22 protein-coding genes and 1 riboswitch are annotated in these 23,403 nt (G+C 50.2%); of the genes, 8 read left to right on the plus strand and 14 right to left on the minus strand.

Annotation, left to right across the window (positions count from 1 at the left end; all coding sequences use genetic code 11):
• Nucleotides 1–26 precede the first annotated feature (26 nt).
• The 8 genes from purF to purE form a co-directional block, all read right to left on the minus strand.
• Nucleotides 27–1,505, minus strand: coding sequence for an amidophosphoribosyltransferase (gene purF / locus EIM92_RS23230; RefSeq protein WP_125084882.1), 1,479 nt, complete (start codon nucleotides 1,503–1,505; stop codon nucleotides 27–29).
• Nucleotides 1,490–3,733, minus strand: a complete 2,244-nt coding sequence (gene purL, locus EIM92_RS23235) for a phosphoribosylformylglycinamidine synthase subunit PurL (RefSeq protein ID WP_125084883.1) — start codon at nucleotides 3,731–3,733, stop codon at nucleotides 1,490–1,492. Before purL ends, purF begins: the two co-directional genes overlap by 16 nt.
• Nucleotides 3,711–4,400, minus strand: coding sequence for a phosphoribosylformylglycinamidine synthase subunit PurQ (gene purQ, locus EIM92_RS23240; RefSeq protein WP_125084884.1), 690 nt, complete (start codon nucleotides 4,398–4,400; stop codon nucleotides 3,711–3,713). The genes purL and purQ overlap by 23 nt, the downstream gene beginning before the upstream one ends.
• Nucleotides 4,401–4,403: 3 nt before the next feature.
• Nucleotides 4,404–4,649, minus strand: coding sequence for a phosphoribosylformylglycinamidine synthase subunit PurS (gene purS, locus EIM92_RS23245; RefSeq protein WP_055109705.1), 246 nt, complete (start codon nucleotides 4,647–4,649; stop codon nucleotides 4,404–4,406).
• A gap of 177 nt (nucleotides 4,650–4,826) precedes the next feature.
• Nucleotides 4,827–5,735 (minus strand): phosphoribosylaminoimidazolesuccinocarboxamide synthase, encoded by a 909-nt coding sequence (locus EIM92_RS23250; protein ID WP_125084885.1) that lies wholly within the window; start codon nucleotides 5,733–5,735, stop codon nucleotides 4,827–4,829.
• 28 nt (nucleotides 5,736–5,763) lie between these two features.
• Nucleotides 5,764–7,062 carry an adenylosuccinate lyase gene (gene purB / locus EIM92_RS23255; protein WP_125084886.1) on the minus strand — a complete coding sequence of 433 codons (1,299 nt, stop codon included), beginning with the start codon at nucleotides 7,060–7,062 and terminating at the stop codon, nucleotides 5,764–5,766.
• Nucleotides 7,059–8,321 (minus strand): 5-(carboxyamino)imidazole ribonucleotide synthase, encoded by a 1,263-nt coding sequence (gene purK, locus EIM92_RS23260; RefSeq protein WP_125084887.1) that lies wholly within the window; start codon nucleotides 8,319–8,321, stop codon nucleotides 7,059–7,061. The genes purB and purK overlap by 4 nt, the downstream gene beginning before the upstream one ends.
• Complete coding sequence (gene purE / locus EIM92_RS23265; RefSeq protein WP_125084888.1) at nucleotides 8,321–8,830, minus strand: 5-(carboxyamino)imidazole ribonucleotide mutase; 510 nt, start codon at nucleotides 8,828–8,830, stop codon at nucleotides 8,321–8,323. Before purE ends, purK begins: the two co-directional genes overlap by 1 nt.
• 340 nt (nucleotides 8,831–9,170) lie before the next feature.
• A riboswitch (purine riboswitch) is annotated at nucleotides 9,171–9,272 on the minus strand.
• A 272-nt stretch (nucleotides 9,273–9,544) separates the two neighbouring features.
• On the opposite strand from purE, the gene EIM92_RS23270 reads away from it, so the two are divergent.
• Nucleotides 9,545–10,698, plus strand: a protein-coding gene (locus EIM92_RS23270) for an IS3 family transposase (RefSeq protein ID WP_125081524.1) whose coding sequence is annotated in 2 segments (ribosomal slippage) — nucleotides 9,545–9,806 and nucleotides 9,806–10,698 — 1,155 coding nt in all. Because the reading frame shifts where the segments join, the coding sequence is not laid out codon by codon here.
• A 62-nt stretch (nucleotides 10,699–10,760) separates the two neighbouring features.
• On the opposite strand, the gene EIM92_RS23275 is transcribed toward EIM92_RS23270, so the two are convergent.
• The 4 genes from EIM92_RS23275 to EIM92_RS23285 all read right to left on the minus strand — a co-directional run bounded on the left by EIM92_RS23275 (nucleotide 10,761) and on the right by EIM92_RS23285 (nucleotide 14,198).
• Nucleotides 10,761–11,195, minus strand: a complete 435-nt coding sequence (locus EIM92_RS23275; protein ID WP_125084889.1) for a universal stress protein — start codon at nucleotides 11,193–11,195, stop codon at nucleotides 10,761–10,763.
• Between the two features lie 81 nt (nucleotides 11,196–11,276).
• Nucleotides 11,277–11,540 (minus strand): DUF1294 domain-containing protein, encoded by a 264-nt coding sequence (locus EIM92_RS23280; protein ID WP_125084890.1) that lies wholly within the window; start codon nucleotides 11,538–11,540, stop codon nucleotides 11,277–11,279.
• A gap of 216 nt (nucleotides 11,541–11,756) precedes the next feature.
• Nucleotides 11,757–11,888 (minus strand): hypothetical protein, encoded by a 132-nt coding sequence (locus EIM92_RS24560; RefSeq protein WP_281279647.1) that lies wholly within the window; start codon nucleotides 11,886–11,888, stop codon nucleotides 11,757–11,759.
• Nucleotides 11,889–12,062: 174 nt separating this feature from the next.
• Entirely contained in the window at nucleotides 12,063–14,198 is a 2,136-nt protein-coding gene (locus tag EIM92_RS23285; protein WP_125084891.1) for a DNA topoisomerase III, read from the minus strand.
• 576 nt (nucleotides 14,199–14,774) lie between these two features.
• On the opposite strand from EIM92_RS23285, the gene EIM92_RS23290 reads away from it, so the two are divergent.
• Together EIM92_RS23290 and EIM92_RS23295 are read left to right on the plus strand one after the other, a co-directional pair.
• Nucleotides 14,775–15,773, plus strand: coding sequence for a ketoacyl-ACP synthase III (locus EIM92_RS23290; RefSeq protein WP_125084892.1), 999 nt, complete (start codon nucleotides 14,775–14,777; stop codon nucleotides 15,771–15,773).
• Nucleotides 15,774–15,808: 35 nt separating this feature from the next.
• A complete protein-coding gene (locus EIM92_RS23295; RefSeq protein ID WP_125084893.1) occupies nucleotides 15,809–16,378 on the plus strand; it encodes a thymidine kinase in 570 nt (189 codons plus the stop codon).
• Between the two features lie 75 nt (nucleotides 16,379–16,453).
• Here EIM92_RS23295 and EIM92_RS23300 read toward each other — a convergent pair whose 3' ends face one another.
• Nucleotides 16,454–17,158 (minus strand): hypothetical protein, encoded by a 705-nt coding sequence (locus EIM92_RS23300; RefSeq protein ID WP_342772886.1) that lies wholly within the window; start codon nucleotides 17,156–17,158, stop codon nucleotides 16,454–16,456.
• A gap of 185 nt (nucleotides 17,159–17,343) precedes the next feature.
• Between EIM92_RS23300 and EIM92_RS23305 the strand changes: the two genes are divergently transcribed.
• From EIM92_RS23305 to EIM92_RS23325, 5 genes are all read left to right on the plus strand, one after another.
• Nucleotides 17,344–17,556: a hypothetical protein gene (locus tag EIM92_RS23305; RefSeq protein WP_125084894.1), complete on the plus strand. Its 213-nt coding sequence runs from the start codon at nucleotides 17,344–17,346 to the stop codon at nucleotides 17,554–17,556.
• A 55-nt stretch (nucleotides 17,557–17,611) separates the two neighbouring features.
• Nucleotides 17,612–18,463 carry a sulfurtransferase gene (locus EIM92_RS23310; protein WP_125084895.1) on the plus strand — a complete coding sequence of 284 codons (852 nt, stop codon included), beginning with the start codon at nucleotides 17,612–17,614 and terminating at the stop codon, nucleotides 18,461–18,463.
• Nucleotides 18,464–19,129: 666 nt separating this feature from the next.
• Nucleotides 19,130–20,011, plus strand: coding sequence for an alpha/beta hydrolase (locus tag EIM92_RS23315; RefSeq protein WP_125084896.1), 882 nt, complete (start codon nucleotides 19,130–19,132; stop codon nucleotides 20,009–20,011).
• 1,102 nt (nucleotides 20,012–21,113) lie between these two features.
• The gene (locus EIM92_RS23320) at nucleotides 21,114–21,695 is read left to right on the plus strand and encodes a DoxX family membrane protein (protein ID WP_125084897.1); all 582 of its coding nucleotides are present in this window, start codon (nucleotides 21,114–21,116) and stop codon (nucleotides 21,693–21,695) included.
• Between the two features lie 275 nt (nucleotides 21,696–21,970).
• Nucleotides 21,971–22,453: a hypothetical protein gene (locus EIM92_RS23325; protein ID WP_125084898.1), complete on the plus strand. Its 483-nt coding sequence runs from the start codon at nucleotides 21,971–21,973 to the stop codon at nucleotides 22,451–22,453.
• 124 nt (nucleotides 22,454–22,577) lie between these two features.
• Here EIM92_RS23325 and EIM92_RS23330 read toward each other — a convergent pair whose 3' ends face one another.
• Nucleotides 22,578–23,336: an exodeoxyribonuclease III gene (locus EIM92_RS23330; RefSeq protein WP_125084899.1), complete on the minus strand. Its 759-nt coding sequence runs from the start codon at nucleotides 23,334–23,336 to the stop codon at nucleotides 22,578–22,580.
• Nucleotides 23,337–23,403 lie beyond the last annotated feature (67 nt).

A 23,403-nucleotide genomic window follows, 5' to 3' on the forward strand; every position in this document is an offset into this window, starting at 1 on the left:
CATTGATCATAATTAACCCCATTAACTTAACAACTGCAGCCGAACTTTTCCTCCCCCTCAAAATTCGTCCGGGTCGGATAATCGTTATCAAAGCAGGCCATGCACAGTCCGCCTTTATAATTCTTCGCATTATCCCCTTCCACCGCACTGATCAAGCCCTCAGCACTTAAGAATTCCAAGGAATCCGCATTGATTTCCTGGCGGATTTCTTCGACGGACTTCGAGGAAGCAATCAGCTCTGCCCGGCTCGGTGTATCGATCCCATAGAAGCAGGGATTTTTGAACGGCGGCGAAGTGATCCGCACATGCACCTCCGTCGCTCCCGCTTCGCGCAGCAAATTCACGATGCGGCGCGAGGTCGTCCCGCGGACGATGGAATCGTCGATCATCACGACGCGCTTGCCTTCGACGACCCGCCGCACGGCGCTGAGCTTCATTTTTACGCCCTGCTCGCGCAGCTCTTGGCTCGGCTGAATGAAGGTACGGCCTGTATATTTATTTTTGATCAAGCCAAGCTCATATGGAATCCCCGTCTGCTCGGCATAACCGATAGCTGCGGAAATACTGGAATCCGGCACGCCGGTAACGACGTCGGCATCAACGAATGACTCCTGCGCCATGACTTGTCCCATCCGTTTACGAGCCGCATGTATATTGGAGCCGTTCATGTCACTGTCCGGACGGGAGAAATAAATATATTCCATGGCGCATAACGCTTTGCGCTGAGGCTCCGCATAACGATCCTCATGGATGCCTTCCCTGTCCAACACCAGCATTTCGCCCGGCAATATATCACGCACCGTCTCCGCTCCAACAACCTCAAACGCGCAGGTCTCGGAAGAGAACAGATAAGCGTCGCCCAGTCGGCCCATTGTCAGCGGGCGAAGCCCATGCCGATCACTGGCGGCGATCATTTTATCATTCGTCAGCAGCAGGAAGGCGAACCCCCCAACCAATTGGCCAAGTGCGTCCCGCGCCGCTTCGACAAAGTCCTTGGACGAACGGGCGATCAAATGTGCAATCACTTCCGTATCGCTGGTCGTCTGAAAAATAGAGCCGCTCTGTTCCAGTTGATGACGGATTTGCGGGGCATTAACGATGTTGCCGTTCGTAGCCACCGCGAGATCCCCGTCCCGATATTTAAAAATCAACGGCTGTGCATTCATCAGACTGGTGTCGCCGTTCGTGGAGTAGCGAACATGCCCGATGGAACGTTCGCCATGCAGCGAGCTCAGCCTGTCCCGATCAAACACTTCCTTCACGAGCCCCATACCCCGGTAATAATTGAACTCATCACCATTCGTTACGCATAGTCCCGCGCTCTCTTCGCCCCGGTGCTGCAGCGCGTGCAGGCCGTAATAGGACAAAGAGGCGGCTTCGGGGTGACCAAACACCCCAAATACACCGCATTCCTCTTTTAACGTATCAAATATATCATTCTTGCCTGTTCCTTGATTGTAATAGTCTCCTGTCCAAAGCCCTTGCGGAATTATTGCATCAGACATGGAATTACATCCTCCCAGACCTGCTTCAGCTCACTTACCGGTCTGTTCAGCACGGAGCGGGCGTTCACAGAAATCTCCAGATTGTCGCCTGTAACCTGACCGATGTTTTGAACCGGAACGCCATAGGATGCGATCAATTGCTCCAGCTCGGCCGCCTTGTCCGGCGTCGCCGATAACAGAATACGGGATTGCGATTCGCTAAATAGAGCAAAGTCGGGACGAAGCTCTGTCGGCAAATTGACTTTTGCGCCAAGGTGGCCGCTGATGCAGGACTCGGCCAAGGCTACGGCGAGGCCGCCTTCGGACAAGTCGTGCGCAGACTGTACAAGACCTTTTTGAATCGCGGCCAATACGCCATCCAGCAATTTTTTCTCCACATTCAGATCAAGCGCCGGTGGACGTCCTTCTGTTACGCCATGAACGACGGCCTGGAATTCACTTCCGCCAAGTTCAGCAAACGTCTCGCCAAGCAGGAATACAACATCTCCCTCGGCCTTGAAGCCTTGCGTCGTTATATGATCGATATCATGCACAAGGCCGACCATGCCGACAACCGGCGTCGGGTAAATTGCGCCTTTGGAATTCTCATTGTACAAACTGACGTTACCGCCAATAACTGGAGCATCCAGCACACGACAGGCTTCCGCCATGCCGTCAACCGCTTTTTCCATCTGCCAGAAAATATCCGGCTTCTCCGGGCTTCCGAAGTTCAGGTTATCCGTAATCGCCAGTGGCTCAGCCCCCGAGCAGACCACGTTGCGCGCTGCTTCGCTAACCGCGATACGTCCGCCAACTTCTGGATCCAGATATACAAACCGCCCGTTGCAGTCCGTCGTCATAGCGAGTCCCTTACGCGTACCGCGAATTGTCACGACAGCCGCGTCAGAACCCGGCTGAACCGCTGTGCTGGTGCGAACCATGTAATCATATTGGTTATATACCCACGCTTTGCTCGCTACGGAAGGGGAGGATAATACTTTGTCCAACGCCCCGTTCAAATCCGTCACTTCGTCATAGCGCAGCGTATCTACATTCGCATTCTCTTCATAGTATGCTGGTACAGCCGATGGCTTGTTGTAAATCGGGCACTCATCGACAAGCGCCGTCACTGGCATATCGCCAACAACTTCCCCTCGGTGGATCAATCTCAGACGTCCATCATCCGTCACTTTACCTACTTTGGCGCAAACTACGCCCCAGCGCTCAAAAATCTCCATCGCCTGAGCCTCATCCTTCGGCTCGACGACGAACAACATGCGCTCTTGCGACTCGGACAGCATCATTTCATATGGCGTCATACCTTCTTCACGCTGTGGCACCTCATCCAAATACAGCTCCAGACCGTTACCAGCCTTACTTGCCATCTCCGCACTGGAGCAGGTTAGACCCGCGGCGCCCATATCCTGAATACCCAGTACGATACCGGAGTTTATCAGCTCCAGACATGCCTCCATCACCAGCTTCTCCATAAATGGATCGCCGACCTGTACAGCCGTCCGCTTCGATTCAGACTCTTCCGTCAACTCTTCCGAAGCAAATGTTGCCCCATGAATACCGTCGCGGCCTGTCGGAGGCCCCACATAAAACACCGGGTTGCCTACGCCCTTCGCGACGCCGCGCTGAATTTTATCATGTTCGATCAGTCCTACGCACATCGCGTTAACCAGCGGATTACCGTCATAGGCATCGTCAAACACCACTTCGCCGCCAACCGTCGGAATACCGATACAGTTGCCATAACCGGCAATCCCGGATACGACGTGCTCGAACAAATACTTTACGCGGTCGCTTTCCAGCTTGCCGAAGCGCAGGGAGTTAAGGAGTGCAACCGGTCTTGCGCCCATAGAGAAAATATCACGGATAATGCCGCCCACGCCTGTCGCCGCCCCTTGGTACGGTTCAACTGCAGAGGGATGGTTATGGCTTTCGATTTTAAATACAACCGCCTGGTTATCGCCAATATCTACGATTCCAGCGCCTTCACCTGGTCCCATCAGAACGCGTGGACCTTCGGTCGGAAAACGACGAAGCAGCGGTTTAGAATTTTTATAAGCACAGTGCTCAGACCACATGACGCTGAATACGCCGATTTCCGTGTAGTTTGGTTTACGTCCTAGAAATCCGCAAATCAGCTCGTACTCACTGTCCGATACGCCCATTTGTTTATAAATTTGCTGTTCTGCGATTTGTTCTGCATTCGGTTCTTTAGCGGACACTTGCTGACTCATGCCGATCCCTCCAAGCCTTTAATATCGATGTAAACATACGTTTTCCGTCCTCTGATCCAAGCAGGCTGTCCACTGCACGCTCAGGATGCGGCATCATGCCCACAACGTTCCCGCGCTCATTGGATACTCCCGCAATATCGTCTACGGAACCATTTGGATTATCCACATAACGGAAAATAATTTGATTATTCGCCTTCAATTGCGCATGCGTCTCTTCATCGCAATAGTAGTTCCCCTCGCCATGAGCAATCGGAATATGAATCTCCTCGCCCTTCTGGTATTGGGTAGTGAACGGATTATCATTGTTCTCTACGCGAAGCACGGTATCATGGCAGCGGAATTTCAGCGAAGAGTTGCGGCGCAGTGTGCCAGGAAGCAATCCGGCCTCGGTCAAAATTTGAAATCCATTGCAAATGCCGAGAATATATTTGCCTTGCTCGGCGGCTTTAGCTACCTCGGCCATGACTGGAGCGAACCTTGCAATCGCCCCGCAGCGCAGATAGTCGCCATAAGAGAACCCGCCAGGAACAAGAATACAGTCATAAGCGGAAAGATCTGTGGCCGTGTGCCACACATAATCGACTGGCTCGCCTATTGTGTCTTCAACGGCTTTATAGCAGTCGATATCACAGTTGGAACCGGGAAATACGAGTACTGCGAATTTCATGGATTAGCCCTCCAATTCAAAGCGGTAATCTTCGACGACCGTGTTGGCCAACAGCTTCTCACACATCTCTTTGACGCGGGCTTCTGCCTCGTTGCGATCATTGGTATCCAGCTGCAGCTCCAAATACTTACCGATACGGACACTTTCCACCTCTGCAAATCCCATAGAATGCAGGGCACCTTGTACGGCAACTCCTTGCGGATCAAGTACGCTTTGCTTGATGGTGACATAAACAGACGCTTTAATCATATTCCTCGTGTTCCTCCTAATGAATGATATAAATAAATCAATTGCTGATTGTTGCTGTATATATAAAGCCTTCGTGACAATTACGGCTGATGAAGCCTCGGTTGTTCGGCGTAAGAAGCATCGCTTATGAACCGCCTATGTGTTCTTCCTCCGCTAGTCACTACAGCCTTGATACTGTCAGTAATCCTCAGTTAACCTCTGACCGGTCAGGCGATAAAATATTTCCCGATATCGGCGGGCCGTCTCCTCAACGATAGATGGGGGCAAAGGCGAAGGCTTGCTGTTCTTGTCCCAGCCGGAACCGGCTAAATAAGTCCGCACAGGCTCTTTATCCATGCTCTCGATATCCATATCGAGCACGTAATTTTCCTTGGCCCAGAAACGTGCCGCATCCGGGGTGAAAATTTCGTCGATCAGGATAAGCTCGCCCTCCACCAAGCCGAATTCCAGCTTGCAGTCCGCGAGGATAATTCCCCGCTGGTCGCAGTACTGGCGAGCAAACTCATACAGCTCTATGCTTCGGGTGCACAGCTGCTCGGCAAGCTCTGTCCCGACCAGTTCCGTCATCCGCTCGAAGGAGATGTCCTCATCATGACCGACATCATTTTTCGCGGAAGGCGTAAATATCGGCTCTGGCAGCCTGGCGTTCTTTCTTAGACCTGCTGGTAGCTTCTTGCCATTGATCTCCCCGGTCTTCACATATTGCCTCCAGCCGCCTCCCGTGACATAGCCCCGCACGACACATTCAACAGGAATGCGGTCGGCTCTGCGGGCGACCATGATTCGATCCTGCAACAGATGCTTGTACTCCGGCTTCACCATATCCCCAAGCAGGTCTAAATCGGCATGGACAACATGATTATTAATAAGATCGCCGGTTAGCGAGAACCAATGTGCACTGAGACGGTTGAGAACGCTGCCCTTGTCAGGCACGGCCGGCTCCAATACGTAATCGAAAGCTGAAATGCGATCTGTCACCACGATCAGATAGTGCTCTCCCCAATCGTACAGCTCCCGGACTTTACCTTTATATAGCAGTGGTGCGTTTACAAGCACCGTCGCCGTGGAAATCGCCTGTGATTCCATTATCCCTGCCCCCTTGCATTTCGTAGTATTAACCAGACAATCCGAGCTTGCGGAAAATCGTATCTACATGCTTCAAATGCCAGGATGGGTTGAACGCATCCTCAATTTCATCAGGGCTTAGAACAGCTGTAATTTCCGGCGTCTCCTCGACCAGCTCGCGGAACTGGCGCTGCGTCTCCCAAGCCTGCATCGCCCGGGGCTGAACCGTATCATAGGCCTGTTCGCGGCTGAAGCCCTTATCGATCAGCTTCGTCATGACGCGCCCGGAGAAGGGAACCCCGAACGTGCGGCTCATGTTACGCTTCATATTCTCGGGGAACACCGTCAGATTCTTCACAATATTACCGAAGCGGTTCAGCATATAGTTGAGCAGCATCGTCGCATCCGGCAGGATCACGCGCTCCACTGAGGAATGCGAGATATCGCGTTCATGCCAGAGCGTCACGTTCTCGTAAGCGGACACCATATGCCCGCGGATAACGCGGGACAAGCCGGAAATGTTTTCGCTACCGATCGGGTTGCGCTTGTGCGGCATGGCAGAGGAGCCTTTTTGGCCTTTGGCGAAAGCTTCCTCGACCTCCCGAACCTCGCTCTTCTGCAGAGCGCGAATTTCGGTAGCGAATTTATCGAGCGATGTGGCGATTAGCGCCAGAGTCGCCATATATTCGGCATGACGGTCGCGCTGCAGCGTCTGCGTCGAGATCGGAGCCGGCTGCGTGCCTAGCTTCTTGCAGACATACTCCTCCACGAACGGGTCAATGTTGGCGTAAGTACCGACGGCTCCGGATATTTTACCGAATTGCACACCATCCGCCGCCCGGCGGAAACGCTCCAGGTTCCGCTTCATCTCTTCGTGCCATAAAGCCATCTTCAGGCCGAAGGTCGTCGGCTCTGCGTGTACACCATGGGTACGCCCCATCATCGGCGTGTCCTTGAAAGCAATCGCCTTCTCACGCAAAACTTCGATAAAATTCAAAATATCTTGTTCCAATATCTCATTCGCTTGCTTCAGCAGATAACCTAAAGCCGTATCGACGACATCCGTGGAAGTGAGCCCGTAATGCACCCACTTGCGCTCTGCACCGAGACTTTCCGATACAGCACGGGTAAATGCGATCACATCGTGTCGGGTCTCCTGCTCGATTTCGTAAATCCGCTCGATATCAAACGATGCCTTCTCACGCAGCAGCTTAGCTTCTTCTTTCGGAATGACGCCCAGCTCAGCCCAAGCTTCGCATGCGCAGATTTCCACTTCCATCCATGCTTTGAACTTGTTCTCTTCAGTCCAGATCGCTCTCATCTCAGGTCTGCTGTAACGTTCGATCATATGAGCTGGTTCCTCCAAATGGTAGATTGGTGTATAAAATCAATGCCTTCCTGCACATCGCTGCACAGCATATTGACATGTCCCATTTTGCGTTTGGGTGCCGATCCGGCTTTGCCGTATAAATGCACCTTTGGCACCACTTTCGATGATACTGAGCTATCGGGATCCAACGAGCCCCATTTCCCCGTCGCTACAGCTTCCGTCACGGCCTCGATATGCTCGCCGAGCACGTTCGCCATGACAACTGGCGTCAACAGCTTCGTATCGCCGAGCGGTAAATTGCAGACCGCCCGGACATGCTGCTCGAATTGCGATGTCGTGCAAGCCTCCATCGTATAATGCCCCGAGTTATGCGGGCGCGGCGCCAACTCATTCACGTAAATTCTCCCGTCTCCGGTCAGAAACATTTCTACGGCGAGAAGGCCAACGGCTCCCATTGATTCCGCGATCCGTGCGGCCAGCCGTTCTGCTTCACGCTGCACTTCCTCGTCGATTCTTGCCGGAACGATCGAGGCATGCAATATATTATCCACATGGATGTTCTCGGCAACTGGGAATGTTCGAATTTCGCCGCGCGGGCTGCGGGCCGCAATAACAGACACTTCCTTCACGAAAGGAATAAATTGCTCCAGCACGAGCTCCGTGCCCGCTTGACTCAGCTCCGCATAGGCCGGACCGATCTCTGCTTCAGAGCGAATCACCCATTGCCCTTTGCCGTCATAGCCGCCTGTCGCGGTCTTCAGTACGCTGGGAATTCCCAGCCTTGCCACCGCCTCGCGCAGCTGCTGCTCACTGCCGATCTCCGCATAGGGCGCTACCGTAGCTCCTGCCGCTTCTACGGCCCGCTTCTCACGAAGCCGATGCTGTGTCGTATATAGAAGCTGGCTGCCTTGCGGAACGTACGACATCTCTTCGAGCAGCTCCGCCACTTCCGCGTCCACGTTCTCGAATTCGTACGTGATCACGTCCGAACACTCAGCCAGCCTTCTAGCCGCCTCCTGATCGTTATAACGGGCGACGATCTGCTCTGCTACTTGTCCACATGGCGATGACGGCGTCGGGTCTAGCGTAACAAAGCGATAGCCGAGGTTGGTCCCAGCCAGCGTCATCATCCGCCCGAGCTGACCGCCTCCAAGAACACCGATCGTGGAGCCCGGCGGAATGACTGCTCCGAATCGTTCGCTATGCAACTGTTCAGCGCTGCCGCTCCTAGCTTCTTGACTCGCAGCTCGGTTCACTGCTCTAGAAGAATCGCTCATCACTTGATCTCCCCCAGCTCGGCTGAGCTGTCCAGCACCTGGTCGCGTATGCGATCGCGGCGCTCCTGCACACGAGAGGCCACCTCAGGATCAAAGGCTCCGATCATTTGCGCTGCCAGCAAGCCAGCGTTAATCGCTCCTGCTTTGCCGATTGCAACCGTAGCTACCGGGATTCCCCCCGGCATTTGCACGATGGAGAGCAGAGAATCAAGACCGTTCAAAGCGGCCGATTTTACCGGAACACCAATCACGGGAAGAACCGTTTTTGATGCAACCATGCCCGGCAGATGAGCCGCTCCCCCTGCGCCTGCGATGATAACCTTTAAACCGCGTTCAGCCGCTTGCTCCGCAAATTCAAACATTAAATCCGGCGTGCGGTGCGCAGATACAACCTGCTTCTCATAAGGGATTTGAAGCTCCTCCAAAACAGCGCAAGCATGAGACATCGTATCCCAATCCGATGTACTGCCCATGATTACTGCAACCTGTGCTTGTACCTGTGCTGACATGCTTCAACCCGCTCCTTCAATAAAAGTATTTGGTTATTCTGTTTGTTTATTCCCTAACTCCAGCCTAGACATTAAAAAAGGTCCGGAGCATTCTGGAAAATAACAAGTATTTTCAGATTCCCGGACCAGAGAGAATACACCGGATTCACGAATATCATGCTGCGTGATTCCTGATTTGCCTTATGATTACAGAAGCAAGCATGACGGCACACCCCAAGCGTGGTTCCTTCAGAGCCTGCTATTGCCCAATACAAAACCTTAAATATACCGGTAGTGGGTCAAACCGTCCTCATAATCTGCAATCATATCGAAGAAAGCTACTTCTTGCTTAACGAACCTTCTTCATGGCGTATTCACTCGTAGTCCGAAAATTTACGGTTTTCAGGTAGAGACTTCCGGGCCATATCCCCGGATTTATACGAGATCATTCTAAACGGACGGTTACCCGCCGTCGTATATCAGTTTAACAATGCCAAGTAGCTCATGTCAACTCAAACACGAACATTATTAATTTGCATAATCAGAATGTTCGTTTTTTCACGCTATTATGACGATATATAATACAAACAACAATCGGTGTACATTCAAAAAAGCAGACGGCAAAAAAAAAGAGAATGCCCCAAAGGACACTGATATTATCCCCTTACGGTAGACAGTGAAAAAAGAGTTCATGATATTATGAATTCAACACTGTAGACCGGAGGGGATTTTTCTATGCCACCAAAGAAGGGTCAGAAGTTTAATCGATACGACGAAGAAACGAAGCGAGAAGCCGTTCGTTTACGAATTGAAGAGCAATGGAGCTATACTCAGATCAAGGAAAAGTTGGGGATCAAAAGCGATGCTCAGATTGTAACTTGGGTACGCAAACATATGAATGGTGAATCGTTCAAGGATTATCGGGGGCGTTGGGCGAAAAAACACTTCAGCAGTCTCGAGGAAGAGAACGAGCATCTGAAAGCGCAGGTCGAATATCTAAAAAAGCTCAATCCGAATCTACATGGGGAGGGAAGTTGGATAAGCAAGCCCGGTTTAGGACCATCGAAAAAATGATTGGGAACCACTCGATAGTCATGCTGTGTAAGATTGCTGAAGTGTCTCGTGCCGGGTATTACAAGTGGAAAGCTGCTCTAAGTAACCAGCAACAACGTCAGGAGCGAGATGCTGATCTGAAGGAGCATATACTTGCCATTCACCGTTTGCGGCCCTATTTCGGTTACATCCGTATGTGTACGGCTTTACGTAGGGAAGGATTGCTTGTTAACCGCAAGAAAGTCAGACGGCTTATGCGTGAGCTCGGGATCCGGTCAGTCATCCGCAAGAAGCGTCCAAATGCAGGGCGCAAGCCTTCTGTCGTGTTTGCTAATGTCTTGAACAGGGACTTTCAAGCATCTGCTCCATTTACCAAGCTAGTCACGGATATTACTTACGTACGGATCGGTCACGATTTCACCTATTTGTCGACTGTAATGGATTTGCATAACAATGAGATTGTCGCTTGGGAACTCTCTGAGCGCAATGACTTGCAACTTGTGCTGGACACAGTAAAGCAACTCGGTACTCGCAAGGATGCAGTCTTACATTCTGACCAAGGCTTCCAATACACGCACAAGGCTTACGAGACTCAGTTGCTCGCACAAGGGCTCCAGGGCAGCCACTCAAGGCGAGGCAACTGTTACGACAATGCCTGCATGGAGTCGTTTTTCTCCCATTTGAAGACCGAACAGCTGTACCTTAAACGTCCGAACGATCAGCATTCAGCACGTCGTCTCATTGAGGAATATATTGAATTTTACAATCATGAGCGTTTCCAAAAAAAACTCGGCGACCGTTCTCCAGTTGAGTACCGGAAAGCGATCGCCGCATAAATTGATCCTCTTTTTTTACTGTCTACTTGACAGGGGTAAGACCACACTCTCCCTTAATTAGCTTATTTAACGACCAGCACAGGCACCTTGGCATGTTGTACGACATTATGGCTGACACTGCCAAGCACAAATTCGCGGATACCTCCAAGGCCACGGCTGCCGATGACAATAATATCATTATTATTCTTCTTCACATGATCCAGAATGACCTCTGCCGGCGAGCCTTGAATTAGCTGTACAGTACCGTTCACACCTGCTGCCTGCAGGCGGCCCTTCGCTTCTTCTACCGTCTTCTCCGCCAGCTCATAGAAATCCTGATTTATGGATGCCGGTACGGGGGCGTAGCCCTCCGCAACATAGAAACGCGGAAAATCAAAGACATGCACTACTTCAAGAGTAGCATCCGGCGACAATTTTACTAATTCAATCGCCTTATTCAGCGCTTTGGTAGCTGCCTTCGAACCATCGTAAGCTGCAACAATTTTGTTAAATAACATAAGTCAGCACCTCTCCCTATCTAGTTTGAAATACAAGTGAAGCGAGATCGTGCAATTCCTATACTATTATGAATAAAACTATTAAAACAAAAAATAACCTAGAAGAACTGCATTCATTGCAAGTAGCAGCGGAATGCCTACGCGGAAGCTGGCATGCTTCGTTTTATGCCGCTTTACGTTCATAGCCGTCAGCACACCGAGTGAGCCCCCGATTGCCGCCAAGAGAAACAATGTCCGCTCAGGAATCCGGTCACACCTCTGCCGGGCCCGGCGCTTGTCATCGGCCATGACCAGGTATGAAATAACATTAATGATTAGAAACCAGAGCAGCAGTCCGGATCTCATGCATACCGCCTCCACCTTCATCCGTCTTTGCAGAACCTCGTTTCCCTTAATTCTATTATAACGCTAACCGCATAAATTCAAAAGGCTCCCTTCACGGGAGCCCAGGAGCTCTGCTCAAATCTTAAGTTGACATCTGCTCGTTTCAGTTTCAGAACCTGCTTCCATTAAAAACACTTCACTTCATGAGCATATAAGCACAATCAGTGCCTTATCCGCTCACATCTTCGGAACTTCGTTCAGGCTGGGCGGTCGCTTGGCCTGCTTCTTCATCTTAGGCTCTGTCACTTCTTCCATAATACTGGATTTGTTCTGCTGATCTTTAATCTTCGTTGATTTGTGGTGGGGCATGCTCATCACCTCCCAGGCATAGGGTTCCGAGCATGCCGCTGTTTTATGCGGATATTAAGATAAGATATACCCAACAACTCCGGGCATCTTCTTCATACACCTTATCTACTTAATCTTGTCTTCTCGTCCTTGAGCTTGTCTTCACGTCTTATATCTAGTTAAATTCTTACCTACTTATTTCCTGTTCTTATTTTCCATGGCTGCTTTCAGCAATTCACCTAAATTGGAGCCGATAGATTCCTGTTGCTTCGTATATTGGCTTACGAGCCTTTTCTCCTCCCGCTTGGTCATTCGTTTGGGATCGTTATTGCTCAGCGTCTCCGTAATGCCACAAGGCAGACATTGGACGTAGCGGCCTGCTTTGCCTTCCTTCAGCTCCATCTTCTTACGGCACTGCGGACAACGACGGTTGGACAACCGCTTCTCACCGGAACGGCGATAGCCGCAATCCTCGCTCGGGCAAACGAGCATCAGCCCGCGCCCCGTCTTCTTCTCCAGGAGACGAGTCCCGCAATCTGGGCAATGGCTGTTGGAGACATTATGCGGCTTATAAGTCGCATCGCTGTTCTTCACGCCTGCGACGAGCCCCTCGGCCATCTCCCGTATTCCCTCGAGAAATGGACCCGGCTTGCCCTGTCCGCGGGCGATCCGCTCCAGCTCAGCCTCCCATTTCGCCGTCAGATCCGGCGAGCGCAGATCGCTGGGAGCCAGCTCGATCAACTGCTTCCCTTTGCCTGTCGGATGCAGCAGATTCCCCTGCCGCTCAATCGTATCCGAGCTGACCAGCTTCTCAATAATGTCCGCACGCGTAGCTGGTGTCCCCAAACCATGCTTCTCCATCTGCGTCAACAGTGCGGCTTCGCTATATCGCTTTGGCGGCTGCGTGCGCCCGCCCTGAATGCGGCAGCGCTTTACCGTTACGCTCTCTCCTTCATGCAGCACCGGCAAAGATGCACTGCCTGTTTCAGAGGAGTCGTCATCCTCATCCTCTTCATCCATAGCCTGCCCGTCATAGACGGCCCGCCAGCCGCTATCCTTCATCGTCGTACCTTTGGCATGAAGAGTCTCCCCGGCCACCTCCAAAGTAACAGCAACATTGTCAAAACGAGCCGCTGGATAGAAAAGACTGATGAACCGCCTTACAATCAAATCATATAACTTGCGCTCGTCCGCACCAAGTTCATTCAGCAGCACCGTCTGCTCAGTCGGAATGATTGCGTGATGATCAGTAACCTTGCTGTCATCGATGATTCGTTTACTCAACGGGAGCGGCTTGCGCAGCAATGGCCTTGCCAGCGAGGCATAATGGCCAACGGCTACGCTTGTCAATCTCTCCTTCAGCGTGTCCTTCATATCAGACGTCAGATAACGTGAATCCGTCCGCGGATAAGTGACAAGCTTATGCTGCTCGTACAGCCGCTGCAATACATTCGATGTCTGCTTGGCAGAAAACCCGAGCAATCGGTTCGCATCCCGCTGTAGCTCCGTCAAATCATAAGCCAAAGGATGCGGCACGTTCTTCTCACTCTTCTTCAGCTTCACGATCTTACCGCTACGGCCATCGAGCTTCCCTTGAAGCTGCTTCACCTTCTCCGGGTCAAAAATCCGCGAATCGTTATTCGCCCCCCGCCATACCGCCTCAAATGAACCCAAATCAACGCGCAGCGTGCTGTATTCCTCCGATCGGAAAGAGAGGATTTCTCTCTCCCGCTGCATAATCATACCTAGCGTCGGGGTCTGTACACGTCCCGCGGATAGCGGTGAGCCGAATTTGGTGGTAAGCGCCCGGGTAACGTTCAATCCGATCATCCAGTCCGCCTCGGCCCGACATCTTGCTGATTGATACAGCCGATCGTATTGATTTCCCGGCTTAAGCGAAGCAAAGCCCTCTTTAATCGCCTTATCCGTCTGCGAGGAGATCCACAGCCGCTGAAACGGCTTGTTCCATCTCGCCATGTCCATGATCCAGCGGGCCAGCAGTTCCCCCTCGCGGGCAGCATCCGTTGCAATGATCAAGGATTTAATATCCTGCCTTCTCATCAGCTGCTGTACGGCCTTGAACTGATGACTGCTCTCGCGAAGCACCTTCAGCTTCATTTTTCCAGGCAAAATCGGCAGATCCTCCAAGGACCAGGAACGGAACTTGGCATCGTAATCCTCTGGCTCGGCGAGTCCAACCAAATGGCCCAGTGCCCAGGTCACGACATATTTAGGCCCTTCCATATAACTTTTATGCTTATCGCGGCAGCCCATCACTCGCGCAATTTCCCGAGCTACGGACGGCTTCTCCGCTAGTACTAATATTTTCATGGGTCACAGATGCACTCCTTTCAGAGTTCATTATAACATCTGCAGGAGGGGGGGACGAAATCACACCAGGATAATAACGACCCGGATCATGTCCTTCTATGTCTATTATGTCTAACACCTTCGAAAGCAACAGCACGAACGGGATAAAAATATTTTTTGATGCACAGTATATCTTTCAACAGTAGGTAGGCATGGCAGTCAACCTGCCGCCGCGACAAACGTCCTGACCAAAAATAATTAACTCAAAGGGAGCAACTACTGAATCGAAGTGAAGATGCCACTGTGCCAGGAGATAAGCAAAAGGGGATAAGGTGAATGGACCACTAGAATTGTAAACAACCGCTTAAAACATTTAATTTAAGCAAATTAAATTTTCAACAAAGCTATACACCGAAGTCAAATTAATATATATTGTAACCAGGTACTAACACCTGATGATAATATCTGATTATAGCACTTGGTAACAACCTTGTGATAACCTTGGTGATCAAACCAAACTACATTCTAGATTTTCATATAACGACAGCAGCGTACGTCTCTTCACAAACCTATTTCGATAATAAAGGAGTGGTTCAATTGACTACTGAATCCAAATCACGGATTACGGCCATCGGCACTTATGTTCCTGAGAAAATTCTAACAAATGAAGATCTGGAAAAAATGGTTGAGACGAATGACGAGTGGATCGTCCAGCGGACAGGAATTCAAAAACGTCACATTGCTGCAGACGATGAATTTACCTCCGATTTGTGCATTCAGGCCGTCAAGCAGCTTCGTGACACCTACAACGTATCGCTGGAGGATGTCGATCTTATTCTCGTAGCCACATCAACTCCCGATTACCCTTTTCCCAGCGTAGCATGCAAAATCCAGGAACACTTCGCAGTGGCTAGCACCGGGGCCGTCGATCTAAATGCAACATGCGCAGGCTTCTCTTATGCCCTTCATATGGCCAATGGACTGATCACTTCAGGACTGCATAGGAAAGTGCTCGTGGTCGCAGGCGAAACGATGAGCAAGATTACAGATTATAATGATCGCAGTACATGTATTCTATTTGGCGATGGGGCTGGGGCTGTTCTTGTCGAGCGGAGTGATGCGGAAGCCGGCTGTTTCGAGGCCTTCGTCATGGGTACGCAGGGAGCTGGAGGAATCAGCGTATATCGTTCCGGACTTTCTAGAATGATGAACGGCCAAGCGTTGGATGGTCACGGTAAAATTGTGCAGAATGGACGCGAAGTATTCAAGTGGGCGGTACGCACCGTGACTGCCGGGATCGAGCAGCTGCTTGAGCAGGCTAATGTAAGCCGGGAGCAAATCGACTGGTTCATTCCGCACAGCGCCAATTTGCGCATGATTGAATCCATTTGCGAGAAAGCGAATATCCCTTTAGGCAAGACGCTGCAAAGTGTGCAGCACATGGGCAATACCTCTTCGGCCTCGATCCCGCTTGCCCTACAGGCAGGAATCGATTCCGGTCAGTTGAAGACCGGTGACAGGCTGCTTATTTACGGCTTCGGCAGTGGCCTGACTCATGCCGGACTTGTTGTGCGATGGGGTGTGTCCGCTATATAATTGGCAAGATGAACAACCAGAGAAGGAGAGCAGCGATGGCACAGCTATTTTTCAAATACGGGGCGATGAACAGCGGCAAATCCATTGAGATCCTAAAAGTCGCACATAATTACGAGGAGCAGAACAAACCGGTGATGCTCTTCACTTCGGCTCTCGACGACCGGGATGAGACAGGGTATATTTCCTCGCGCATCGGTCTGAGAAGACAGGCAATCCCCATCAAGGAAGATACCGACGTATTTGGTATCGTCAGTCGTCAGGAGCCAAAGCCCTACTGCGTGCTTGTGGACGAATGCCAATTCTTGAGTAAGAGCAATATCGAGCAGCTTGTCCGCATCGTAGATGAGCTCAACGTTCCGGTGATGGGCTTCGGCCTGAAGAACGATTTCCAGAATCAATTATTCGAGGGCAGCCGATTTATGCTCATTTACGCGGATAAAATCGAGGAAATGAAGACCATCTGCTGGTTCTGCGAGCGTAAAGCAACGATGAATCTGCGCGTAGAGAATGGAAAACCCGTTTATACGGGAGAGCAAATCCAAATCGGCGGGAATGAGTCCTACTACCCAGTATGCCGGAAGTGTCACAGCAGTCCTCCACTATAGCTACCATTATCGTAAGAAGGCACATGCCGATGCATGTGCCTTCTTACGTGCAACACACTTATGTTCCTCTACTTATCACTCCTCCTTCCCCCGCCTTGTTTCCCTTTTCAGCTTTATTCTACGGCCAAGTCTATCGCCAAAGCTACGACCAAATCTACGGCCAATGCAACGGCCAAAAAAAGTTTCACCATACAGTAAATTTCGGTATTTAAACCGACTAAACGGAAATTTAAAAGTCAGTGCCGTGCCTTGATCCTCGATTTCCACTGATTTTAGTGCTTGGGTACGCACGACACTGCGTACTAGCAGGCTGACTAGCTGCGAATTATTACGGCGGATCGCAATGGCCAGCTTGCATGCGAATGGTCTATCAGAGACAAGCCTGTCGTACAACGGCAGTACCGCCTGGGCCATCGCCTGATGAACTTTAGGCTCAAACATGAATTGCACGCTTCCCGGCGGAATTGTCGTTCCGTTCGTATATACAAGCTTTGGAAAAGAGAAATCTATGAAATAGCCGATCCCGTTTACCCCCAGCCCCTGCCTCGCTGCACCCGGAGCAACCGGTGCGAGCAGCTTTTTCATCAAATCCAGGTTCGCTGTGACGACTGCCCTGCTCCACCGAGTCGCAAACCTTTTACTTGTCGCGACGGTGCTATAGAATGGCAGCATGCTGGCTGCCGTTTTTTGCAGTACATTTGCATTGACCTTGGATTTGTTGAAGCCGGCGGCCCCACACTCGCAACCTCCGCTTCTTCCCCGCCATCTCGCCCTTCCCATATACCCCTTCCTCCTTAAGAAACGATGGGCATTGCCCTTATGCTCGTTGTCTGGAACTCTTTTCTATAATATATGGGGTAGTCGCTTGTCACGGCTGGGCTCTTGTCTCTACAATAGAGAAGTTAAAAGAAATAGGTACAAGTAGATGAGCAGGAGCGCCCTGCTTGAAGGAGGTTGGAATAAATATGCCAACGATTAGACGCCTTATTACTGAGCATGATTTGCAAACGGCCATGGAGCAAGGGCTACGTATTCGCGTCTTTCGCGACAACCACCTTATCGAATCGGGATCGATCATTATCCGCCTCACCGAAGATACCGTGATTACACAATCCAGCGTCAGCGACCTAGCCTACCATAACCGCGAAAGCTGCCAGTTTTTTGAGTTGAAGAAGTAATTGTTGAAGAAGTGACTGCTGAAGAAGTAATTCGTTTGAAGGGAGAGCAATACCTATGTCAAATCCACTCGTATCGAAAAAATGGCTTCTCGCCCGCATGTACGAACCCCATATGGTCATCGCCGATTGTCGGTTTCAACTCGGAGCCCCAGAGGCCGGCAGGGCAGCTTATGCCGAGTCCCATATTCCCGGCGCAATCTATCTCGATTTGGAGAGCGACCTCTCCGCTCCCGTCGCCGAGCATGGGGGCCGGCATCCGCTGCCTGATCCGGAAGTTTTGGCTAAACGCCTCAGCCAGGTAGGTATTAGCAACGACAGTGTTGTTGTCGCTTATGACGACCAAGGAGGTATGAACGCCTCCAGACTCTGGATGCTGCTGCGCTGGCTCGGCCATGATCAGGTATATATCATGGATGAGGGATTCTCGGCATGGCAACAAGACGGCTACCCCGTCACCGCCGAGCAGCAGGTGGTCATCCCTTCGTCCTTCCAGCCTGCGTTACATGATGAATTGATCGCCGATGTGAACTATGTTCGTAGCGCGATCGGCAATCCCGACGTGCTATTGGTCGATTCTCGCGAATCCCCCCGGTATCTGGGGCAGACCGAACCGATCGATGCCAAGGCCGGGCATATCCCTAGCGCGATCAACGCTTTCTGGAAGAACAATTTGGACGACACGGGTAAATGGGCCCCTGAAGAACAGCGCCGAGCCGGTTTGTCAGAAGTGATTAATGCGCTGGATGCCGGCCTCGAAGTTATCGTCTACTGCGGCTCCGGCGTTAGCGCCTGCCCGAACATCGTGGCGCTCCACTCGCTTGGCTATTTCAATGTCCGGTTGTATGCGGGGAGCTGGAGCGATTGGATTTCGTATCCGGATAACCCTGTTGCCACGGGCAGGGAGTGACAGCTTTCGCAGACATGCAGGTACCTCGGCAACCTTGCCGCTCGGATCGAATCGGGCCTTGGACGTATTGACTTCGAACGCAGTCAGTCAAAAGAGAGTCAACGCCCGCCCACTCAAGGGTATTTTATCGCAAATCACCCAATTTTCATAATTTGATGATCTACACCGTACGTGTACGATTAGCGGTCAAGCTTAATGCCAACGGAGGCGCTCCCTAATCGTTCCGCCACGACCTCTGAGATGCACGTTCGCTTGAGCAACAAACTCGAATTAGTTGAGTGTGCGGAGGTCGTGGAAACGTATCTTGGAAACGTATCTTAGGCAACACCAAGCTGCGTACAAGCTCAAGTCACCTGCTCTCAAAAAAGTGGGGATTCACTGGTATCCTCCTTTTATATGGTATAGATAATAACTTGTATGGGGTTTACATTTTTTACTAAATATAGTAAAGTTGTTTAGAAACCGCCCACATCATAACCATGCAAAGCTTGCTTCCTGCGGCATTGCCGCTGATCTCGAAAGGGGGTAGCCGCTATAGTTTTGAGAGGATTTACATTTCTATAGTAGTAAGGAGTTTAGCTACTGAGAGAGTAACAGAACTGAAGCATTTATTACTTACTCCAATGTGCAAGGCCAGAACATCTGAAAACAAGGAGGATAAGTGAAATGAAGAAACTTTTTACTCTCGTTGTGCTCATTACGCTGCTCGTCCCATCGATGTCCTATGCCCAATCTCCAACGCAAAATACAAGCGGTGCTGCCGCCGCAGCTTCCGGTGGAACCGTAATCCCGGCACCCCAGGGATACGACGCTTACCGTCATAATATTCCTCGCGGAAATGTGCAGCAAATTTCCTATTATTCTACAACAGTAGGCAAAACACGGAATGCAATGGTTTATACTCCTCCGGGCTATACAACGTCGCAAACCTATAATGTCCTCTACTTGCTACACGGCATTGGCGGGGATCAATATGAATGGCTTAATCAGATGAACCCTAGAAATATCTTAGACAACCTGTACGCTGATAACAAGCTGGAGCCAATGATTGTTGTCTTCCCGAACGGCCGCGCCATGCAGGATGATCGTCCAACTGGCGATATTTTTGCACCGGACAAGGTGGCTGCCTTCGAAACCTTCGAGTTTGATCTGATCAACGACCTCGTCCCTTACATTGACACTCATTTTCCGGTATATGCCGATGCCCAACATCGAGCTTTGGCTGGTCTGTCGATGGGCGGCGGACAATCGCTGAACTTCGGGTTAAAACATCTGGACAAGTTCTCCTGGATTGGCGCATTTTCATCCGCCCCTAATACAAAGTCGGCGTCACAGCTCATCACCAACCCGTCCCAGACAACTAGTCAACTAAACCTGCTATGGCTGTCTTGCGGCGCGTCGGACGATCTGCTATGGGTAAGTCAAAACTTTCATAACAGCTTAGACTCTATGAATATTCCCCATATGTGGTATCTGGATATCGGCGGGCATGAAGGTAAGGTATGGAGCAGCGGGCTCTATCAATTCTCTCAGCGTATCTTCAAGTAGAGTCATGCTCCCCTCATTAAATAACCCTAGAAATGCTGCGGCATTACTGGGGTTATTGCTATTATCATAAAAAAACAGCCCCAGGGATTGCCTGTTAGGTGTTAGGCTGCCCCCGAAGGCTACCTCTCCCACGGACAGCTATATGTCATGAATGAAGGATTCTCGAATGGCATCAAAACGGCTACCCCGTCACTGCTAGTCACTGCTAATCAGCAGGTGGCCATCCCTTCGTCCTTCCAGCCGCGTTACGTGTTACGTAATAATTTGATCCCCCGATGTGGACGATGTGCGAGGCACGATCGGCAATCTCGGGGCGCGATCGGCAATCCCAACGTGCTATCGGCATCCCGACGTGCTATCGGCAATCCCAACGTGCTATCAGCAATCCCAACGTGCTATCGGCATCCCAACGTGCTATCAGCAATCCCGACCTGCTATCGGTCGATTCTTGCGAAGCCCCTGGTTAGATTTTCTAACGGTTGCCACAGACGTTAATCAGTCGAAAATGAGCACTTCGGTATTCTAACGGTTGTAATCCACGTTATCTCTGCATAATACGCCGCAGCATAATAAAAACGTTACATTAACAACGTATACAACCGTTAGATTCCTAAAAAGCAGAAAATTTGCAGATTAACGGCAATGGCAACCGTTAGCGCTGACAAACCGTTGGACTCACATTCACTCCCTGAACACGCATTATCCACACGGACTCGCATAACGCAAAAAAAACGACTCCCTTTCCCATGGAAAAGTAGCCGGCATGCTTTACCGCTAGACTTGCTGTATGTTAATCTCACATCCTAAAATCGCATCCTCAAAAGCGTCAGAGAGCGCAACAAGATAAATGAATGAAGCAGCGTTTATCGATTTGCAACCTCGACCTAATCATATCATCCACAATATACCTTATAGCATTGATTTGCTCTCTTATAGCATTGTTTGCTCTGATGAAAAAACGCTGCAGGAATGAATTCCTAAAAAATCGTAAATAATAATTCCTAAGGATGAACAGAATATCCATCTTTCTCCTTCCACAATCCCATCAATTCATATAACATAAACCTAAATAATTAAAATTTAAAGTACAGGAGACGATGAAATGACAATCAAAGAGGAATTAAGAGGCAAAAACATCATTATTCCTGAAAACCCGGTTTCAAACTTTTTGTTTAATAACACAAGATCAGCACTTCTATGGTTAGTTATTCGGCTTTATTTAGGTTATGCCTGGCTAAGTGCCGGATGGGGAAAGGTTACGAACGATAATTGGGTCGGAAGCAATGCAGGCGCGGGGCTGACGGGATTCGTTAAAGGGGCGGTTGGCAAAGCGGCAGAAGGAAAAGACGTTGCGGGATGGTATGCCTCATTTCTGGAAAACATGGTACTCCCCAATGCTACACTCTTCTCTTATCTCGTTGCCTTTGGCGAGCTGCTCGTAGGACTCGGCCTCATTCTTGGCTTGTTGACAGGTATCGCTGCGTTCTTCGGCGCATTCATGAATGCCAGCTTCCTGTTCGCAGGAACCTTAAGTACTAACCCGCTGCTATTTATACTCGCCACCTGGATTGTGCTAGCCTGGAAGGTTGCCGGATGGTATGGACTCGACAGATGGGCGCTCCCTCTCCTTGGAACTCCTTGGACTCGCCATCGCAATAAAGGCGATCAGTCATCTGCAACATAAGTTAAATAGACAAGAAGGAAATACAAATTTACCTCTATAGAGAATAAAAGAGAATAAAAGAACATAAATACGGGCAGCAGTAAGTCACCTTTTGGTAGCTTGCTGCTGCCCTTTTTATGCAGAATAGGACTTTAAGGCACAAAATTAATCCCACATGAAAATTGGTCACGAAATTAACGTCAATCAATCCATTTCCAAATATTAACTAATGGCACGAATTCCCCGATATATACCTCATACGACTCAAAATATAAAAGAAAGAAGGTTTCCGACCAATGTACTTTCAAGCCTTGTCATTCTCAGCCGATACCATGCAGCAGAAAACAACATCCAGATTGGAACAGATCATACAGATCGCCCAAAGCGGCGCTTCAGATACAGAAAAAAGACAGATGATCAAAAATATGCAGTTACAAATGGATAGCGAAAGTATGGAAAAACTCATGGCAAATCTGCCTGAAGTAGGAACAACTGAGAAGCTAGAGAGGGCTGAGAGGGCTGAGAGGGCTGAGGAGTCTCAGCAGTTGGAGCAGTATGATCAGAAGGATGAACAGTTGAGTGGAGGCGAAACAACAAATGAACATGGAGATACGGTCGTAATTTCTCAAGAAGCCATGCATCAATATGAAAGTCGTCTGGTAACATTCCATCTTCAGGGGAATCATTCGCAGTTTGAACATTCGTCTGGCAACCCCCCATCTTCAGGGGAATCATCCGCTGCCACACAATCTTCCGCACCATCGCCTTCAGTAGAGTGAGCATCGATCTTAGCCCTTGCTACAAGAAGGGATACAAAGGATACAAGGGCTAAGAAGATCCCATAACCTACTGCTCATGACATGGATTTTTTCGAAAAATGCATAGATCCGCGCCTTCCGGCTCCTAAATATTCGCCATCTCCAGCACAACAGGGCAATGGTCGCTGCCCATAACATGGCAATCGATTTGTGCATCCACCAATTTCTCGCTGAGCCGGTTCGAGACCAGAAAATAATCGATCCTCCAGCCGATGTTCCGCTCCCTTACCTTTGGCATGTACGACCACCAGCTGTAGACATTGTCGCGGTCGGGATAAAAATAACGGAACGTATCCACAAATCCAGCCTCTAGCAGCTGCGTCATTTTCTCCCGCTCCTCCAGCGTAAACCCCGAATTGCCCGCGTTCGATTTAGCATTTTTGATGTCGATCTCCCGGTGTGCAACATTCATATCCCCGGTTACGATAACGGATTTCTGTCGATCTAACTCTACCAAGTAACTACGAAACCGCTCCTCCCACTCCAATCGATAGGGCAGCCTGGAGAGATCTCGTTTCGCATTCGGCGTATACACATTCACCAGATAAAATGACTCGTACTCCAGTGTAATAATTCGTCCTTCCGGCTCCGAATCATCTTCCAGCCCATATCGCACAGATTGCGGCTTGATTCTCGTAAATACAGCGGTTCCGGAATACCCCTTCTTCTCCGCATAGTTCCAATACTGCTCATATTCCTCGCTCAGTTCCAGGTCAATTTGCCCTGCCTGCAGCTTTGTTTCCTGAACGCAAAATATATCCGCATCCACTGCCCGAAAATAATCATAAAACCCTTTATTTACGCACGCTCTAAGCCCATTGACATTCCATGACACCAGTTTCATTTCTTCTATCTCCCCTGCCTTAATATCACCATAAATTATCTTACTCAACTTTCGCACCTAGAAAAAT

Origin of the sequence: Paenibacillus lentus (genome assembly GCF_003931855.1) — a bacterium.
GTDB lineage: Bacteria > Bacillota > Bacilli > Paenibacillales > Paenibacillaceae > Fontibacillus > Fontibacillus lentus.

Coding starts and splice junctions, on each gene's coding strand:
- EIM92_RS23310 (WP_125084895.1), top strand. CDS start 17,612: ATGTCAAATCCACTCGTATCGAAAAAATGGCTTCTCGCCCGCATGTAC.
- EIM92_RS23275 (WP_125084889.1), bottom strand. CDS start 11,195: ATGTTATTTAACAAAATTGTTGCAGCTTACGATGGTTCGAAGGCAGCT.
- EIM92_RS23250 (WP_125084885.1), bottom strand. CDS start 5,735: ATGGAATCACAGGCGATTTCCACGGCGACGGTGCTTGTAAACGCACCA.
- purS (WP_055109705.1), bottom strand. CDS start 4,649: ATGATTAAAGCGTCTGTTTATGTCACCATCAAGCAAAGCGTACTTGAT.
- EIM92_RS23315 (WP_125084896.1), top strand. CDS start 19,130: ATGAAGAAACTTTTTACTCTCGTTGTGCTCATTACGCTGCTCGTCCCA.
- purK (WP_125084887.1), bottom strand. CDS start 8,321: ATGAGCGATTCTTCTAGAGCAGTGAACCGAGCTGCGAGTCAAGAAGCT.
- purB (WP_125084886.1), bottom strand. CDS start 7,062: ATGATCGAACGTTACAGCAGACCTGAGATGAGAGCGATCTGGACTGAA.
- EIM92_RS23280 (WP_125084890.1), bottom strand. CDS start 11,540: ATGAGATCCGGACTGCTGCTCTGGTTTCTAATCATTAATGTTATTTCA.
- EIM92_RS23320 (WP_125084897.1), top strand. CDS start 21,114: ATGACAATCAAAGAGGAATTAAGAGGCAAAAACATCATTATTCCTGAA.
- purQ (WP_125084884.1), bottom strand. CDS start 4,400: ATGAAATTCGCAGTACTCGTATTTCCCGGTTCCAACTGTGATATCGAC.
- EIM92_RS23295 (WP_125084893.1), top strand. CDS start 15,809: ATGGCACAGCTATTTTTCAAATACGGGGCGATGAACAGCGGCAAATCC.
- EIM92_RS24560 (WP_281279647.1), bottom strand. CDS start 11,888: ATGCCCCACCACAAATCAACGAAGATTAAAGATCAGCAGAACAAATCC.
- purE (WP_125084888.1), bottom strand. CDS start 8,830: ATGTCAGCACAGGTACAAGCACAGGTTGCAGTAATCATGGGCAGTACA.
- purF (WP_125084882.1), bottom strand. CDS start 1,505: ATGTCTGATGCAATAATTCCGCAAGGGCTTTGGACAGGAGACTATTAC.
- EIM92_RS23285 (WP_125084891.1), bottom strand. CDS start 14,198: ATGAAAATATTAGTACTAGCGGAGAAGCCGTCCGTAGCTCGGGAAATT.
- EIM92_RS23300 (WP_342772886.1), bottom strand. CDS start 17,158: ATGGGAAGGGCGAGATGGCGGGGAAGAAGCGGAGGTTGCGAGTGTGGG.
- EIM92_RS23325 (WP_125084898.1), top strand. CDS start 21,971: ATGTACTTTCAAGCCTTGTCATTCTCAGCCGATACCATGCAGCAGAAA.
- EIM92_RS23305 (WP_125084894.1), top strand. CDS start 17,344: ATGCCAACGATTAGACGCCTTATTACTGAGCATGATTTGCAAACGGCC.
- EIM92_RS23330 (WP_125084899.1), bottom strand. CDS start 23,336: ATGAAACTGGTGTCATGGAATGTCAATGGGCTTAGAGCGTGCGTAAAT.
- purL (WP_125084883.1), bottom strand. CDS start 3,733: ATGAGTCAGCAAGTGTCCGCTAAAGAACCGAATGCAGAACAAATCGCA.